Origin of the sequence: Acinetobacter sp. ANC 4218 (assembly GCF_002135245.1) — a bacterium.
Classification (GTDB): domain Bacteria; phylum Pseudomonadota; class Gammaproteobacteria; order Pseudomonadales; family Moraxellaceae; genus Acinetobacter.
Genome location: NZ_NEGD01000005.1, coordinates 19,779 through 36,126 on the forward strand (window position 1 = coordinate 19,779; position 16,348 = coordinate 36,126).

A 16,348-nucleotide genomic window follows, 5' to 3' on the forward strand; every position below is an offset into this window, starting at 1 on the left:
TGTCTACTGAAGATGAATCTGCTATTGATTCATCTCACGTAAACTTTGCAGTGGCGGAATATCACACAGATAACTCAAACGATAACGTCCAATCAGCGCGCACAGTAGCGTCATAAGTATGGGTAAAATCAGCCAGATTTGCCAATGGGGCTGAATCAGCAGATTCATTTTATAACTGGCAATGGCACTGATGACTTCGGCAAACAGGCAAGATACGATTCCTGCCATGAATCCCATAAAACCAATTTCTAGGGTCATCATCTGCTTGAGCTTTTGTTTGGAACTGCCAAATGAACGTAGTAAAGCCACTTCACGTTTACGCTCATCCATCAACAGGTTTAAACAGGCTATTAACACCAGAATACCCGAAACACTGACCAACAGTGCCAGAATGGTAACAATTTGTACCAGGACATTCACCAGACGTTTGACCTCATCCAGAATCTGGCTAACATCAATAAAAACGGTGTTAGAGAATTGCTGAATCAGCGCAACCATCTGGTTTTTATCCTGTTCCGGTACATAAAAACTGCCTAAATAGCTACCCGCATTTTCATCCATAGTTTTGGGGGCGAAAATAAAGAAAAAATTCGGACTAAAGCTTTCCCATTCCACACTGCGCAAGTTCACTACTTTGGCCTGAATCTGACCTTCAGGCAGGCTGAAAGTCAACTGATCACCGATTTTGATGCCCAACTCCTCTGCAATTTTGGCTTCAACTGACACCTCATCAGGATGTTTCAAGGCTGCCGTGCCCTGTACGATGATATTGTCAGCAGGATATTCGGTGGTCTGGGTTAAATTGAGTTCACGGCGTAAAGAATTGTTGCTTTTGACCAGATCTGCTGCAAAGGGCTGATCATTCTTCGCCACCAATCGGCCACGAATATTGGGATATAAAGGCGTACTTGACCAGCCATGTTGCTTAATCTGAGCTTTGAAGGCTGGCATATCAAACGGTGGCAGACCATACACAAACTGATTCGGTGTGCCTTCCGGCAATTGCTGTTGCCAACGTTCCAGCAAGTCTGTCCGTAACACGGTCAATACCGTCATCAGGCTCAGGCCCAGTGCCAGAGCGGTTATTTGAAAAGCGGTTTGATAAGGCACACGTACATAGGCTGAAATCCCCCCTTTCAGGTTTTTGATGAACTTTAAACAGCCCCAGATCAATACATAGAGCAGCGTACACAGCAATACAATCGCCCCCATCACCCAGGCGGTGAGCACGAGATTTTCTGTCAATACGATACTGAACAGGGCCAAGCTGGCTGTGCCCATGATTAACATCCAGAGCATGGATTGTACTGACTTTTCCTGCTGGCGAATGACCCGAATCGGCGGGGTATTGAGCAATTGCCATAAGCTGGGCACAATGAATCCCAATAGCACCACTGCGCTGGTCAGCATGGCAATCGGTAATGGTCCTAGCAGCATCTCTCCTGCTGAAAATGCAATCTGTAAATTTGGAATCAGTTGCAGCATCAGTTGCAGCAAACCGTAACCTAAGGCTACCCCCACCAGACTGCCAATCAGCATGGCGACCAGCAAGACCACGGCCAGCAAGGCAAGATAGGCATTGAGAATCTGTCCCCGTGTCGCACCGATACAACGCATCAATGCAATATTGTCCTGATTTTGTTGCACATAGCGCTGGCTAGTCAGGGCAATCGCAATCCCGCAAAGCAAAATGGTCAAGATATTGCTTAGTTGCAGAAAGGTATCCAGATTGGCAATCGGTTTCATTAAACGGGTATTGCCTTCGCTGGCATTTCTTAACCTGAGACTATTTTGCTCATCCTGCATTGGTGCATCGTGTGCTGTTTTCGGCAAGGTCGCGTGCTGCTGTTGCTTAAAATCTTGTTCAAACTGCTTGGTTTGCTCGGAATCACCCGCCATTAACAAACGATACTCGGCACGGCTACCCACCTGGATGGCATTGGTTTTGGCGACGTCGCTACCGGAAATCATCACCGTCGGTGAAAAACCGGAAAAACCCAATTCCTGATTGGAATCATGCACAATTTTTGCCGTGATCTTAAACTGGCCATCTGCAATATTGATTTGGTCACCCAATTTAACATGCAATAAATCCATGGCACGTGGGCTCATCCAGACCTCACCGGGCTGGATGGTTTGGGCCTGGGGCAACACCCGAAGCTCGCCGCGTAAGGGAAATGCCTGATCGATGGCTTTGACATTGACCATGACAAATTGATCATCGGTACGCGCCATTGAACTGAATGCAGTGACTTGGGATTGTTGCAGTTTTAATTGTCTGGCCTGATTCTGCCACTTTTGTTCCAGTGGCTGATTGTCGGTCAGCACCAGGTCAGCTGCCAGCATTTCTGCTGCCTGTAAGGCTACGGCATTCTGAATCTGTTCATTGCTAAATTTCAGCGCAGTGGTGGCACTAATCGCCAGGGTCAAGGCAATAATCAGCAGATAAACACCACTACTTTTAAAACTCTGGGTCAACAAGGGCCGAAATAATCGATTCATTTCAGTTCTCTCCCGAGCCATGTTCGATCAAATGGCCATCACGCAACTCAAAATGACGCTGGCATTGCTGGGCCAATGTTGAATCATGAGTGACCAGCACCAGCGTGGTGCCAAACTCACGATTCAGCTGAAACAACAGTTGTTCAATTTCATTGGCGGTTTGCGCATCCAGATTACCGGTTGGTTCATCGGCAAAAATAATTTGTGGATCGCTGATTAAAGCACGGGCAATCGCTACCCTTTGCTGCTCACCACCAGACAAGACTTTGGGAGTTTGGGTGGCCTGACGTTCCAAGCCGACTTTTTTCAGTAAGGCTAAAGCCTTTTTTTCCGCTGCAGCAAAGTTAAAATTTTGCTGTAAGCGTAGCGGTAACATGACATTTTCCACCGCCGTTAAGTGCGGTAGCAGCTGAAAGGACTGAAACACAAAACCGATATTTTTTAAGCGCACCAGCGCACGCTGTTCTTCATTCAATTCGCCAATCGATTGCCCACATACCTGCAATGTTCCTGAACTGGCCTGATCCAGCGTGGCCAGAATACCCAGCAAGGTCGATTTACCCGAGCCGGATCGTCCGGTAATCGCTACCTGTTCACCACGATAAATATCAAAGCTTAGATTTTCAAAGATGCTGAGCTCTTTTTGGGCAAATTTTATCTTTTGGCTAAGCTGCTGTGCAGAGATAATCACTTGTGGCATGATGGAATGGTCGCTATTAACGTAAGTCATAAAATTCCTATATGCAAAATCGCAATCTGAAAACTCTTGTATGGGCTTGCCTGGCCATGCTCAGTCTGGGTCTTAGCCCGGTCATGGCATCTGCGAAAACCATTATGATTGTGGGTGACAGTATTAGTGCAGGTTATGGCCTACAGGCAGGACAAGGCTGGGTAGCATTATTACAGAAACGTCTAGACCAACAGTATCCGAAACAGCATAAAGTGGTCAATGCCAGTGTCAGCGGTGAAACCACCAGTGGTGCTGTGGCGCGTTTACCGAAATTGCTGCAAACACATAAGCCACATATTGTGGTGATTGAACTGGGCGGAAATGATGGTTTGCGCGGTCAGCCACCGCTGTTGATTCAAAAAAATCTGGCAACTTTAGTGCAGCAAAGTCAAAAGGCAAAAGCAAAAGTGATTGTTTTTGGAATGAAAATCCCACCCAATTACGGAACAGCTTATAGCAAAGCCTTTGAAAAAGATTATAAGATTGTCAGTCAACAACATAAGGTAAAATTGTTGCCGTTCTTTTTAGAAGGGGTTGCTGGCAAAAAAGACCTGATGCAAACCGATCTGGTTCATCCCAATGCATCTGCCCAAAGTATCTTGTTGAACAATGCTTATCCCTATATAAAAGGCGCTTTATAAAGCGCCTTTTATGAATCATGCTTTTTGCTTTTTACTTAAAAATCAAAGAAAACCACTTCACCCGTTTCAAGTGAATACTCTGCACCTACTACTTTTAATTTGCCTTGGACAATTAGATTTTCCAATACCGCAGACCCGTGACGCAACTGATTCACAGATGCAAAAACGTTGGAACGTACTGCATGTTTAGACAGTTTATCCAGATCATCTTTAAGTTCAGTCTGCATTAAAATTTCAACTGAAGGACGTACGCGGTTGACAATAGACATCAAGTTTGCTGATGGGGGAGCTGCTGGATTGGTCAAGGCATCAATGGTGGAATGAATGGCACCACAATGCGTATGACCCAATACGATCACTACAGGGCAATGAAAGCTTTCTGCTGCAAATTCGACACTTCCCACTTGAGATGGCGCAACAATATTACCCGCTACACGAATAACAAATAAATCACCCAGCCCCTGATCAAATACCATTTCAGCCGGTACGCGGGAATCTGAACAGCCTAAAACAATCGCAAATGGGTCTTGGCTTTCGGCCATTTCTGCGCGCTGTTGGTGAGTCAAAAGCTTCAAATGGGTTGTTTCACCGTTTACAAAACGCTGGTTCCCTTTTTTTAAACGATCCAAAGCTTCTTCTGCTGTTAGCATGCTGGTCTTCCAATGTTTTAAGTTGCAATATTTTAATGCCATCAAAACCGAAAGTCACTTGCAAAAAACATAGCTCTACAGTTTATAATGACCTGAGAAAATATTTTTATTTAGCTTCAAAAAATGACACGGTTCACATTTTTAAAGCTTTCAGGTTACCGAGTTCAAAAAACAATTCAGTGACATTTCTTTAATAATACTTACAATAAACTACAGACATTTTAAAAAAATTAAATGCTGTCTGAAATTAAATATTTTTATTCCTGATTTATAAATATTATCGTCATGAGTCTTCAAGGATGATCGTCAATGACACAGCCTGGTTCAAATTTTGCTCGATTTGTACGCAACCTCTGTTTGGTGAGTGCCTGCTGTTTTACAGGCATGACTATGGCTCAAAACAATAAAGTGAATATAGAAAAAATAAATTTACAAAACTATCTGATCCAGGAGCGCAGTGAAGCGGGTTTAAAAGCTAAAACCATTAAAGTCGGTGAGATTAGCTGGGCCTATAATGAAGGGGGTTCACGGCAAAAACCGACCATTCTGCTCATTCATGGTTTAGCCGGAAATCGCGACAACTGGAATCGGGTGGCTCATTTTTTAACGCCTTACTATCATGTGGTGATTCCCGACTTACCCAATAATGGTGAAACCAGAACACCTGAAAATTTTGATGCTTCTGTACCCAATGTAACAGAAAACTTGCGTCGTTTTGTCGAAGCCATTGATGTCGAAGATAAGTTGAATGTGGCCGGACATTCCCTGGGTGGATCGATTGCCACTGTGTATGCATCACAATATCCGTTTGATACGCAAAGCCTGTTTCTGCTCAATAGCGCCGGTATTTATACCCAGGCCAATACCCGTTATTCTAAAGATCCGCTGACCCTGAAACAGCTGATTGTGTCCAAACCTGGCGATCTTGAACAGGTGATGCATCGGGTCATGCAAAATCCACCCAGCTTACCTAAGGCCGTAAAATCTGCCCAAGAGAACTACCTGATTACTCAGGCAGCAAAGAATGGCAAACTGATTGATCAGCTGGTGGCACTAAACCGCATTTATACGCCAGAATCCTTTGCCCGTCTGACTCGAACGGTGGAAGCACCTACCCTGATTCTTTGGGGTAAACAGGACAAGATTATTAATGTCGAAGTGGCAAATGAATTAAAATCGTTATTGAAACGCGCCGAGGCTCCTGTCATTCTTAACAATGTGGGACATATGCCAATTTTGGAAGCAGAGCAGGAAGTGGCAGCACATTATTTACCTTTTCTTGCCAAAACCCAGAAGATGAAAAACCCGCTTGCGGATAAACTTATTCCATTAAATTAATTTTTTCGAGACAGTATGCAAAAACATCCGATGATTGAGCAGTTAATTGAAGCTCATCTTGACTTTTTAGAACAAGAGTTTTCACATACTGCCACGATTGAAACCGAATTCCTGAATTTTTATCAATGGTTTAGAAAACAGCCACTGCAACAGATCTGGTCCTTTGAGCAAATTAATGCACTTTTGCAAAAGCAGATTTTAGCCACGCCAGCGAGTAGCTTTTTGATTGAACAAATCGCTGAGCATCTGCATTTTGCCTTGGTTCATCCGCTTAATGAAGATACTAAAATCGCGGATGTCATTCCGGTTTTAACCATCGACAAAATTGCCCAATATGTCGCGGGCAAAAGTGATCACCGTCAACGCTTGATTAAAAAGGTGGTCAATAATCCTGCTTTTTCCGCCATGATTACCCAGCTCATTCAGCACTCCATTCAAGACTATCTGGATAATTCAGTCATGGCCAAACGGGTGCCTGGCGTGTCGCGTTTTATGAAAATGGGCAAATCGGTGTTAGAAACCGTGACCGATTCAAATCTGGATGAAACCATTGCACATTATTTGCAAAAGAATATTTTAAAACTGAGCCAAATGAGTGAACATGTTCTGAATCAGCACTTTGATAACGAAAAGCTCTATCATTTCCAGGCCAACCTTTGGCATAAAGTCAAGGATATGCCGTTAACGGTACTGAAAAATTATATTGAAGTTCAAGATCTCGGTAACACGGTGAATTTAGGCCATGAAATCTGGGATCACATCCGTCAAACGGATTACCTGAAACAGCAGATTCACGATGGTGTCTATGCCTGGTATATCCGCAATCAGGAACGCCCTTTTGATTTATTACTGCGAGACCTGAATATTGATGAAGCCCTGATTCAACACGAATTGCAGCAGTTGCTGGCACCTGTCGTGCAAAAACTGGTTTCATCTGTCTATCTACGTGAACGTGCCAGAGCCTATTTAGAGAAATTTTATTATGCCGAAACTGCACAGAAAATTTTAAATCCTGATGCTTAATAAGAACTATATAAATAAAAAAGTCGCATGATGTGGCTTTCTTATCCCCCATATAAAAAATAACCTCCGGAATGGAGGTTATTTTTTGAAATTATTCGGTCTTATTTGAAATAAGCACCTTCGGTGTTGCTGTGGTCGGTTTGGTCAACCACACGCATCAATTCAGGAACATGCTGTTTCAAGGTGGTTTCTACACCCTGTTTTAACGTTAAATCAATTGATGAACAACCCTGGCAGCCACCACCAAATTTCAGTACTGCAGTTAAACCGTGCTCTTCATCTTCAACCACTTCAACCAATGCACAGTTACCGCCATGTCCTGCAAGTCCCGGGTTAATTTCGGACTGAAGTACATAAGTGATACGTTCTTCTACCGATGCATCCGGACCGACACGTGGTACTTTTGAATTAGGTGCACGGAAGGTTAATTGACCGCCAAAACGGTCTTTATTGTAATCAATCACAGCATCCAGCAAATACGGAATTGACGGAGTATCAATAAATGCCGGGAAATCCGGGTAATCCTGTTTATAGTCGGTTGGCACAACTTCGTCAGGTGCACTATATGCCATGCAACATTCAGCACGTGGCGTACCAGGATTTTCCACAAAAACACGCACCCCAATGCCAGGTGTGTTTTGCTTTTCTAACAAATCCTTTAAATACTCTTGAGCAGTCGGAGTAATCAATAAGTTTGGAATCTCTTCTACAACTGCAGTGCTGGTGTTCTCAGTCGACATAACAATTTTTCCTCAAGCTGAAGTGTCCATTTTAACTGAAGATGTGGGGTAATTTCATAAATTCAACTAAAATTGTCGGATTTATTGTGAAAGTTCCACTTAAGCTGCCATTTAATGGCATTATGAACGATAAATTTTGAAATGTAGAACTTGCTTTTATGTTGGATTTACCTTTTAACCATACCGTTACGCTGATTCTTATTACCGTTATTATCTCGCTGATTGCGTTTTCAAACCAGAAAGTCATGAGCCGACTCATTTTCTGGCCACCCGCGATGCAGCGTGGACAATATGATCGTTTTATTACCCATGGTTTTGTGCATGCAGATGGGACTCACCTGTTATTCAACATGATTACCCTGTTCTTTTTTGGCAGCGTGATTGAAAGTTTTTATCGGCAATATATGTATGATTTGGGCTTTGTGCTGTTTTATTTGGGCGGGCTGATTGCAGCAATTATTCCAAGTTATTTAGAACATAAAAATGATCATCGCTGGGCCAGCTTGGGTGCCTCTGGGGCAGTGTCTGCGGTCCTGTTTGCCTATATTTTATTTGAACCGTGGAAATTGATCTTTGTGTTTTTTATTCCCGTACCGGCGATTATTTTTGCCGTGCTGTATGTCGCTTATAGCATCTGGTCAGGTAAACGCGGCAATTCCAATATCAACCATAGTGCACATTTATGGGGCGCGGCTTATGGAGTAATCATGACCATCATTATTGAACCACGGCTTATTGGCCACTTTTTGAATAAATTGATGCAATTTCCTTTTTAAGGATACTGAGAAGGATAGAATCACCCTGCATATATGCTTAAAAAATTGCAGGTTTGCCCAATAAGGCGATTGCTGACATTTAACTATTCAGGAGCACAATGCTCCTTTTTTATTGTTTATTGCTAAAAGAATATTTACATAATTTTGTCATTAAATGCTACCCCTCAAATCAATTTGGCATAGATAATGTAGACATCTGTATATTAATGCGCAAAAAAAAGAGATCTTTTGCATGTCCACTTCATTAAATGGTCTTCAATTCCCGATTAATCCCACCAGCAAAAAGGCCAGTACCTCACAAACAGGCAAAGAAATTATTGCTGAAGCCCTGTCTATAGTCGACAACAAGTCATCGATGTATGCACTTGCCGAAAAAAATTGGCGCAAGAACTATCCGATTTACTTCAAGGCCTTGGTGGAACAAGGCATTCACACCATCAACAACTCTATTACCATTGCCAAACAAGGCTTGCATAAAGCCCATCATAGCTTTGACTTTTATCGTGATGGTCAACGCTATTTATTGAAAGACATCATGAAAGATGTTGATACCGCCACCTTGTATACCATTCAGCTCAAAGGTGAAAGTGATGCTGCACCAGAATGGTATGTCCCTTATAAAGGGCAAAAATTACAAGGCCAGGCTTTACTGGATCAAATCCAGATCTGGCAAGATGCAGGCATTATCGAATGCAGCCATGCCGATGCCTTGCGTACAGCACAGGCACATCCGGAATGGTTTGATCTTTCTGACCGTACCATGGTGCTATTTGGTGCAGGGTCTGAAGCCGGTCCGCTGACCTGGCTGGCACGCTGGAAAGCCAATATTGTCGCAGTAGATTTACCCAATACCCGGGTGTGGGACAGAATCCTCAATACCATTCAGCAAGGCAACGCCACACTTTATGCACCTTGCACGGAAAAACTGGCAGAAGATACCTCAAGCACAGTGCTGAAAGAAAAATTAGGCGCAGACTTGCTCACCCAAACCCCTGAAATTGCCCATTGGTTAAGCCAAAGTGAACGTCAGCTTGACCTGGCTGCCATTGCCTATCTCGATGGTGAAAAGCATGTCCGTGTTGCCATGGCCATGGACAGCATCATGGAATATGTCAGTGAGCAAAAATCGGATACCAGTTTGATGTTCATGTGCACGCCAACCGATGTCTATGCCATTCCGAAGGAAGTCGTTGAAGCATCTTATGACAAGTTCCAATGTCGCTCCAAAGTCCGGCAGCTTATGAGTAAAGGTATTTCAGCCGTTACCGCCAAGCGCTTTTTCCAGCAGAATCTACATATGCTCATTCCGTCGGACAATGGTCAGGAATATGGCATTGCGGACTGTCTGGTGGTCGAGCAAGGCCCAAACTATGCTTTGGCCAAACGGATCCAGCAGTGGCGTGCAACACTGGCGCGTCATTATGGACAACGGGTCAGTATCAATATTGCGCCGTCTACCACGACCCATTCAGTGACCAAAAATCCGTTATTGAAAGCAGCCTTCAATGGTGCCAGCCTGTTTGATGTTGAATCCTTTCACCCTGAAACCACCAATGCTTTAATGGCTGCCTTATGGATTTATGACCTGCGTCATCCAGAGTCGGTTGCCAATCCAGAAACCCATCTGGATCATCCGCTGGAACTGATGATGAAAGGCGCGAACCATGGCGGATTGTGGCGTGTGCCTTATTTGGCCCGCACTGCTCTGCCTTTTGCCGCACTGTATGGCTTTGCCAACGAAAAATTTCCGATTAAGCGAGTGTTAGGCAAATTTAAGAAATAAGGGTGGATTTTCTCTCTTGATGAATATTTTTATTGTCCTCTCGTTTTAGTCACTCTCCTTCTAAGAGATGAGTATCCTCAGAATATATTCTGAGTACGCAAGAGAGAAGTCATTTTTTACTGTACTAAAAGGTACATATATTAATAAAACCCTCCACCTCTTACGGAATATATTCCTCATCCCAAAGGGAGGAGGAATTTCTCTCTTTTTAAAAGATGATTAGTTCTGCTCATCCAGAAAGAGTTTATTTTTTTAAACCAAGTATTCATTAGAAACAAAAAACGCTGCCAATTGCAGCGTTTTTTGTTTCTAACAGAAGTCTTAAACGAACTGTAAGAATAGCCAGTACAAACCACCAGATAAACAAATGGTCGCTGGTAAAGTGAAGACCCATGCCGATAAAATCGTACGCACCATTTGCAAATTCAAACCTGATTTATTGGCTACCATGGTACCTGCAACTGCACTGTTCAAAACGTGTGTTGTCGATACAGGCATACCAAAACCATCTGCTGCAGCAATAGTAGTCATCGCAACAAGTTCAGCTGACATGCCTTGACCATAAGTCATATGGTTTTTACCAATACGTTCACCTACAGTGACCACAATACGTTTCCAGCCCACCATCGTACCCAAACCTAATGCCAAGGCAACAGCCACTTTCACCCAGGTTGGAATGTACTGAAGGAATGAATCCAGGTTTTTACGATATTCTTTAACTAACTTGCTTTGATCTTTTGACATTACAGGAAGCTGCTCAGCTTTATCTAAACGCTTAAATGCAGTCGTGCTGAGATACATATCATTGCGGATCGCAGAAACTTCAGCCTCTGGAATAGTGTGAATATCATCATATTTGGCAACACGTTCGCCCAAATGATCTGTCAAGCTTGCTAAAGCAGGAACCACTTCAGGGTTCACTTCTTTGGTTTGAATATATTTGGTAATGACAGCACGTGCCTGAGCATCCGTAATATTTTCATGCTGCGGATAAATAGCAGTAGCCGTTTGCTGAGACAATTGCTCAAAAGACTGAATATGTGCACTGTCTAAATTCTTATTTAAAGAATAAGCCAAGGGCACACAACCAATCAAAATCAGCATAATCAAGCCCATGCCCTTTTGACCGTCATTTGAACCATGCGCGAAACTCACACCAGTACAGGTGAAAATCAAAATCGCACGAATTAAAGGTGGCGGCGGCTTGTTACCTTCAGGCGGATGAAAAAGCTCTAACTGTTTACGGAAGATTTTTTTCACCAGTAAAAACAGGACAGCAGCAAAAGCAAAACCAATCAGCGGAGAAAACAGCAGTGCTTTACCTACTTTCATCACCTGTTCCATATCTATGCCGCTTGCGCCAGCGCCTGAATGAAGCAGGTAGTTCATAATACCCACACCTAAAATCGAACCGATTAGAGTATGTGAGCTTGATGCCGGAATACCCATGAACCAGGTACCCAAATTCCAGAGAATCGCAGCAATCAGCATGGCAAAAACCATGGCAAAGCCTGCGCCTGAACCGACATTCATAATCAGCTCTACAGGTAATAAAGCAATAATGCCGTAAGCAACAGCACCACTTGCCACCATTACCCCTAGGAAGTTACAGAAGCCTGCCCACATGACAGCTACAGGTGCAGATAAGGCATTGGTATAAATAACAGTTGCGACTGCGTTGGCCGTGTCATGAAAACCATTAACAAATTCAAAGCCTAAAGCAATTAATAAAGCAGTCGCCAAAAGAATAACGGAATATAAACTTAATGCTGGCACATGCGCCAAATCGGTCGAAAGCTGAAAACCGATATACACTAAAGTTGAAATAATAACCGTGAGAAACACCGGCATAAAAAATTTCGGTGTAGCAACATGCACATTCGTCGATTTCGCTGGTGCTGATGGCACCTGATCTTGGACGGGAGGAATATTAGAATTCATGCAGACGGTTCAAAGGGATAATAAAATCCCCTTATTGTTCAATTTAATTGTGACAATTATATGACAAAGAGCTGTCATATAAAGCAGTTTTTCATACTTTATTTACTGTTATGCACTCACTAAAACCCATCAAATTATTTCACTTTAATAAAATAAATCAATTGGTTAGAACACATAATTCACTGTTATTTATTTTGAAAATCAATGTTTCAGCTTATCTGATATAAATTCATATTTATTGTCATATTTGCTCCTGCCTATTGCTCATTTTCCATCATGCCTGATTAATATGACAAATTCGTGAAGCATTCCAAGCATTTATATTAAATATACTTGGCAACAAATATGTCTAATTATTCAACAACCTAATATATAGTGCGTGCCCCTGACCTGCGAATATCAATAAAACTGGATTGAATTCTGTTAATATATTTGCCGATTTTATATTCCACCGGATTGGGGTTATTTATGTCCACGCTTGCCACCCTAAAAGAGCTGCTCGCTCAACGGATTCTGATTATCGACGGTGCGATGGGCACCATGATTCAGCGTCACAAACTCGAAGAAGCTGACTACCGTGGTGAGCATTTTGCTGACTGGGCATCTGACCTGAAAGGCAACAATGACCTTTTGGTGTTGACCCAGCCGCACATTATCCAGGGTATTCACGAAGCTTATCTGGAAGCGGGTGCCGACATTATTGAAACCAACAGTTTCAACGGTACACGTGTTTCTATGTCGGATTACCACATGGAAGATCTGGTTCCGGAAATTAACCGTGAAGCGGCACGTATTGCCAAAGAAGCCTGCCAAAAATATTCAACCCCAGACAAACCGCGTTTTGTTGCCGGTGTACTTGGGCCGACATCGCGTACCTGTTCGATTTCACCGAATGTAAATGACCCTGCTTTCCGTAACATCACCTTTGATGAATTAAAAGAAAACTATATCGAAGCGGCGCATGCGCTGATTGAAGGCGGTGCAGATATTCTGCTGATTGAAACCGTATTCGATACCTTGAACTGTAAAGCGGCGATCTTTGCAGTAAAAGAAGTCTTTAACCAGATTGGCTATGAATTGCCATTGATGATTTCAGGCACGATTACCGATGCTTCAGGCCGTACATTAACAGGCCAAACTGCAGAAGCATTCTGGAACTCGGTTCGTCACGGTGATTTGTTATCAATTGGCTTTAACTGTGCTCTGGGTGCAGATGCCATGCGTCCACACGTAAAAACGGTGTCTGACGTTGCCGATGTATTCGTATCTGCCCATCCAAACGCAGGCTTGCCAAATGCCTTCGGTGGTTATGATGAGACTCCGGAACAAACTGCTGCCTTCCTGAAAGAATTTGCCGAAAGCGGTTTAATCAACATTACTGGCGGCTGCTGCGGTACCACACCGGATCATATCCGTGCCATTGCCAATGCGGTAAAAGACATCAAGCCACGTCAAGTGCCTGAAACCAAACCAGCTTGCCGTTTAAGCGGTTTAGAACCATTTAACATCACAGAAGAATCCTTATTCGTCAACGTCGGTGAACGTACCAACGTCACCGGTTCGAAAAAATTCCTGCGTTTGATTCGTGAAGAAAACTTTGCCGAAGCTTTAGAAGTTGCACAGCAACAGGTTGAAGCCGGTGCGCAAATCATCGACATCAACATGGATGAAGGCATGCTCGATTCACAGGGTGCAATGGTGCACTTCCTGAATCTGGTCGCATCTGAACCTGAAATTTCACGTGTACCAATCATGATTGACTCATCTAAATGGGAAATCATTGAAGCGGGCTTGAAATGCGCACAAGGCAAACCGGTCGTCAACTCGATTTCACTGAAAGAAGGTTATGACGAGTTTGTCCATAAAGCACGCCTTTGCCGTCAGTATGGTGCAGCCGTGATCGTGATGGCATTTGACGAAGATGGCCAGGCCGATACTGCCGCACGTAAACGTGAAATCTGTAAGCGTTCCTATGATGTCTTGGTCAATGAAGTCGGCTTCCCGGCTGAAGATATCATCTTTGACCCGAACGTGTTTGCGGTAGCCACCGGTATTGAAGAACACAATAACTACGCGGTGGACTTCATTGAAGCGACTGGCTGGATTAAACAGAACCTTCCGCATGCCATGATTTCCGGCGGTGTATCGAACGTATCGTTCTCATTCCGTGGTAACGAGCCTGTTCGTGAAGCGATTCACTCGGTATTCCTTTACCATGCCATCAAGCAAGGCATGACCATGGGGATCGTAAACGCTGGTCAAATGGCAATTTACGATGACATCCCTGCCGAATTGAAAGCTGCAGTTGAAGATGTGATCCTGAACCAGAACCAGGGTGAAAGCGGTCAGGAAGCGACTGAAAAGCTGCTTGAAGTGGCTGAACAATATCGCGGTCAGGCCGGTGCACAAAAAGCTGTTGAAAACCTTGAATGGCGTAACGAGTCAGTTGAAAAGCGCCTTGAATATGCACTGGTCAAAGGTATTACCACCTTTATTGATGAAGATACCGAAGAAGCGCGTTTAAAATCAAAACGTCCACTGGATGTGATTGAAGGTCCACTGATGGACGGCATGAACGTGGTCGGTGACCTGTTCGGTTCAGGGAAAATGTTCCTGCCGCAAGTGGTGAAATCTGCCCGCGTGATGAAACAAGCCGTAGCCTGGTTGAACCCGTACATCGAAGCAGAAAAATCTGGCGGTGAATCTAAAGGTAAAGTGTTGATGGCGACCGTAAAAGGCGATGTGCACGATATCGGCAAGAACATTGTTGGCGTGGTATTGGGCTGTAACGGTTATGACATTATCGACCTTGGTGTGATGGTACCGTGCGAGAAGATTCTGCAAACGGCAATTGACGAGAAGGTTGATATTATCGGTCTTTCTGGCCTGATTACCCCGTCTTTGGATGAAATGGTCTTCGTTGCCAAAGAAATGCAGCGTAAAGGTTTCAATGTACCGCTGATGATTGGTGGTGCAACCACATCGAAAGCGCATACAGCGGTGAAAATTGATCCGCAATATTCAAATGATGCCGTCATTTACGTAGCTGATGCTTCACGTGCGGTGGGTGTAGCAACCACCCTGCTGTCTAAAGAGATGAAACCTGCCTTTGTGGCAGAAACCCGTGCTGAATATGAAAAAGTGCGTGAACGTATTGCTAACAAACAGCCGAAAGCTGCGAAACTGTCTTATGCTGAATCAGTTGAAAATGGCTTGAAAATTGACTTTTCAGCCAATGCACCTGTGAAACCAAACTTCATTGGTACACAAACACTGACCCATTATCCTCTGGAAACTTTGGTTGAATATTTTGACTGGACACCGTTCTTTATTTCGTGGAGTCTGGCAGGTAAGTTCCCTGCCATCCTTAAAGATGAAGTGGTGGGTGAAGCGGCGACTGACTTGTACAATCAGGCGCAGGCAATGCTGAAAGATATCATCGAAAATAAACGTTTCGATGCACGCGCGGTATTTGGCATTTATCCTGCCAACCGTTCAGGTGCAGATTCGGTTGAAGTCTATGACGAAACTGGTGCGACTGTTACGCATACTTTCCAGCATATCCGTCAGCAGTCGGACAAAGTCACTGGCAAACCAAACTTGTCTTTGGCAGACTTTGTTGCACCTAAAGCCGTGGCTAAAGATTATTTAGGTGGCTTCACTGTTTCGATTTTCGGTGCGGAAGAACTGGCCAATGAATTTAAAGCCAAAGGCGATGACTACTCAGCAATTCTGGTGCAATCTTTAGGTGACCGTTTTGCTGAAGCTTTTGCAGAGCATTTACATGAACGTATTCGTAAAGAGTTCTGGGGCAATCAGGCATCTGAACAGTTGTCGAATGACGAGTTGATTAAAGAGAAGTATGTCGGTATCCGTCCTGCACCGGGTTATCCTGCATGTCCTGAGCACTCTGAAAAAGCGCCGTTGTTTGACTGGTTAGGTTCGACCGATAAGATTGGCACATTCTTAACCTCTAGCTTTGCAATGTGGCCACCTTCATCTGTCAGCGGTTTCTACTATGCGAACCCTGAGTCGCAATACTTTAACGTGGGTAAAATCGCAGGCGACCAGCTTGAGGATTATGCGAAACGTAAAGGCTGGACTTTGGATGAGGCAAAACGCTGGTTAGCGCCTAATTTGGATGATTCGGTGGTTTAAGAATCTTCGTAAGCTAGAAAAGAAAAATCCCCTCACTTGAGGGGATTTTTTTATTTGGTAATCACC

At 43.8% G+C, this 16,348-nt stretch carries 11 protein-coding genes; 6 read left to right on the plus strand and 5 right to left on the minus strand.

Annotation, left to right across the window (positions count from 1 at the left end; translation table 11 throughout):
* Window positions 1–21 precede the first annotated feature (21 nt).
* Together B9T38_RS06070 and B9T38_RS06075 are read right to left on the minus strand one after the other, a co-directional pair.
* The gene (locus B9T38_RS06070) at window positions 22–2,502 is read right to left on the minus strand and encodes an ABC transporter permease (protein WP_086195938.1); all 2,481 of its coding nucleotides are present in this window, start codon (window positions 2,500–2,502) and stop codon (window positions 22–24) included.
* A 1-nt stretch (window position 2,503) separates the two neighbouring features.
* Entirely contained in the window at window positions 2,504–3,232 is a 729-nt protein-coding gene (locus B9T38_RS06075; protein WP_086195939.1) for an ABC transporter ATP-binding protein, read from the minus strand.
* 56 nt (window positions 3,233–3,288) lie between these two features.
* Here B9T38_RS06075 and B9T38_RS06080 point away from each other — a divergent pair, with 56 nt between their 5' ends.
* Window positions 3,289–3,873 carry an arylesterase gene (locus B9T38_RS06080; protein WP_502687112.1) on the plus strand — a complete coding sequence of 195 codons (585 nt, stop codon included), beginning with the start codon at window positions 3,289–3,291 and terminating at the stop codon, window positions 3,871–3,873.
* A 35-nt stretch (window positions 3,874–3,908) separates the two neighbouring features.
* On the opposite strand, the gene B9T38_RS06085 is transcribed toward B9T38_RS06080, so the two are convergent.
* The gene (locus tag B9T38_RS06085) at window positions 3,909–4,523 is read right to left on the minus strand and encodes a carbonic anhydrase (RefSeq protein ID WP_086195941.1); all 615 of its coding nucleotides are present in this window, start codon (window positions 4,521–4,523) and stop codon (window positions 3,909–3,911) included.
* A gap of 384 nt (window positions 4,524–4,907) precedes the next feature.
* On the opposite strand from B9T38_RS06085, the gene B9T38_RS06090 reads away from it, so the two are divergent.
* Entirely contained in the window at window positions 4,908–5,861 is a 954-nt protein-coding gene (locus B9T38_RS06090; RefSeq protein WP_251992215.1) for an alpha/beta fold hydrolase, read from the plus strand.
* Window positions 5,862–5,876: 15 nt separating this feature from the next.
* The gene (locus tag B9T38_RS06095) at window positions 5,877–6,884 is read left to right on the plus strand and encodes a hypothetical protein (RefSeq protein ID WP_086195943.1); all 1,008 of its coding nucleotides are present in this window, start codon (window positions 5,877–5,879) and stop codon (window positions 6,882–6,884) included.
* A 101-nt stretch (window positions 6,885–6,985) separates the two neighbouring features.
* Here B9T38_RS06095 and nfuA read toward each other — a convergent pair whose 3' ends face one another.
* On the minus strand, window positions 6,986–7,624 hold the full coding sequence (nfuA, locus tag B9T38_RS06100; RefSeq protein ID WP_086195944.1) for a Fe-S biogenesis protein NfuA: 639 nt from the start codon (window positions 7,622–7,624) through the stop codon (window positions 6,986–6,988).
* A gap of 158 nt (window positions 7,625–7,782) precedes the next feature.
* On the opposite strand from nfuA, the gene B9T38_RS06105 reads away from it, so the two are divergent.
* Complete coding sequence (locus tag B9T38_RS06105; protein ID WP_086195945.1) at window positions 7,783–8,400, plus strand: rhomboid family intramembrane serine protease; 618 nt, start codon at window positions 7,783–7,785, stop codon at window positions 8,398–8,400.
* 232 nt (window positions 8,401–8,632) lie between these two features.
* Window positions 8,633–10,183 carry a hypothetical protein gene (locus tag B9T38_RS06110; protein ID WP_086195946.1) on the plus strand — a complete coding sequence of 517 codons (1,551 nt, stop codon included), beginning with the start codon at window positions 8,633–8,635 and terminating at the stop codon, window positions 10,181–10,183.
* Window positions 10,184–10,504: 321 nt separating this feature from the next.
* Here the strand turns inward: B9T38_RS06110 and B9T38_RS06115 are convergent, their stop codons facing one another.
* Window positions 10,505–12,124 (minus strand): inorganic phosphate transporter, encoded by a 1,620-nt coding sequence (locus B9T38_RS06115; protein WP_086195947.1) that lies wholly within the window; start codon window positions 12,122–12,124, stop codon window positions 10,505–10,507.
* A 468-nt stretch (window positions 12,125–12,592) separates the two neighbouring features.
* Between B9T38_RS06115 and metH the strand changes: the two genes are divergently transcribed.
* On the plus strand, window positions 12,593–16,282 hold the full coding sequence (metH, locus tag B9T38_RS06120; RefSeq protein ID WP_086195948.1) for a methionine synthase: 3,690 nt from the start codon (window positions 12,593–12,595) through the stop codon (window positions 16,280–16,282).
* Window positions 16,283–16,348 lie beyond the last annotated feature (66 nt).

Bases quoted from the DNA above. Each gene is read 5' to 3' on its own strand.
- B9T38_RS06105 (WP_086195945.1), top strand. From the start codon at position 7,783: ATGTTGGATTTACCTTTTAACCATACCGTTACGCTGATTCTTATTACC.
- B9T38_RS06080 (WP_502687112.1), top strand. From the start codon at position 3,289: ATGCTCAGTCTGGGTCTTAGCCCGGTCATGGCATCTGCGAAAACCATT.
- B9T38_RS06090 (WP_251992215.1), top strand. From the start codon at position 4,908: ATGACTATGGCTCAAAACAATAAAGTGAATATAGAAAAAATAAATTTA.
- B9T38_RS06095 (WP_086195943.1), top strand. From the start codon at position 5,877: ATGCAAAAACATCCGATGATTGAGCAGTTAATTGAAGCTCATCTTGAC.
- B9T38_RS06085 (WP_086195941.1), bottom strand. From the start codon at position 4,523: ATGCTAACAGCAGAAGAAGCTTTGGATCGTTTAAAAAAAGGGAACCAG.
- B9T38_RS06115 (WP_086195947.1), bottom strand. From the start codon at position 12,124: ATGAATTCTAATATTCCTCCCGTCCAAGATCAGGTGCCATCAGCACCA.
- metH (WP_086195948.1), top strand. From the start codon at position 12,593: ATGTCCACGCTTGCCACCCTAAAAGAGCTGCTCGCTCAACGGATTCTG.
- B9T38_RS06110 (WP_086195946.1), top strand. From the start codon at position 8,633: ATGTCCACTTCATTAAATGGTCTTCAATTCCCGATTAATCCCACCAGC.
- B9T38_RS06070 (WP_086195938.1), bottom strand. From the start codon at position 2,502: ATGAATCGATTATTTCGGCCCTTGTTGACCCAGAGTTTTAAAAGTAGT.
- B9T38_RS06075 (WP_086195939.1), bottom strand. From the start codon at position 3,232: ATGACTTACGTTAATAGCGACCATTCCATCATGCCACAAGTGATTATC.
- nfuA (WP_086195944.1), bottom strand. From the start codon at position 7,624: ATGTCGACTGAGAACACCAGCACTGCAGTTGTAGAAGAGATTCCAAAC.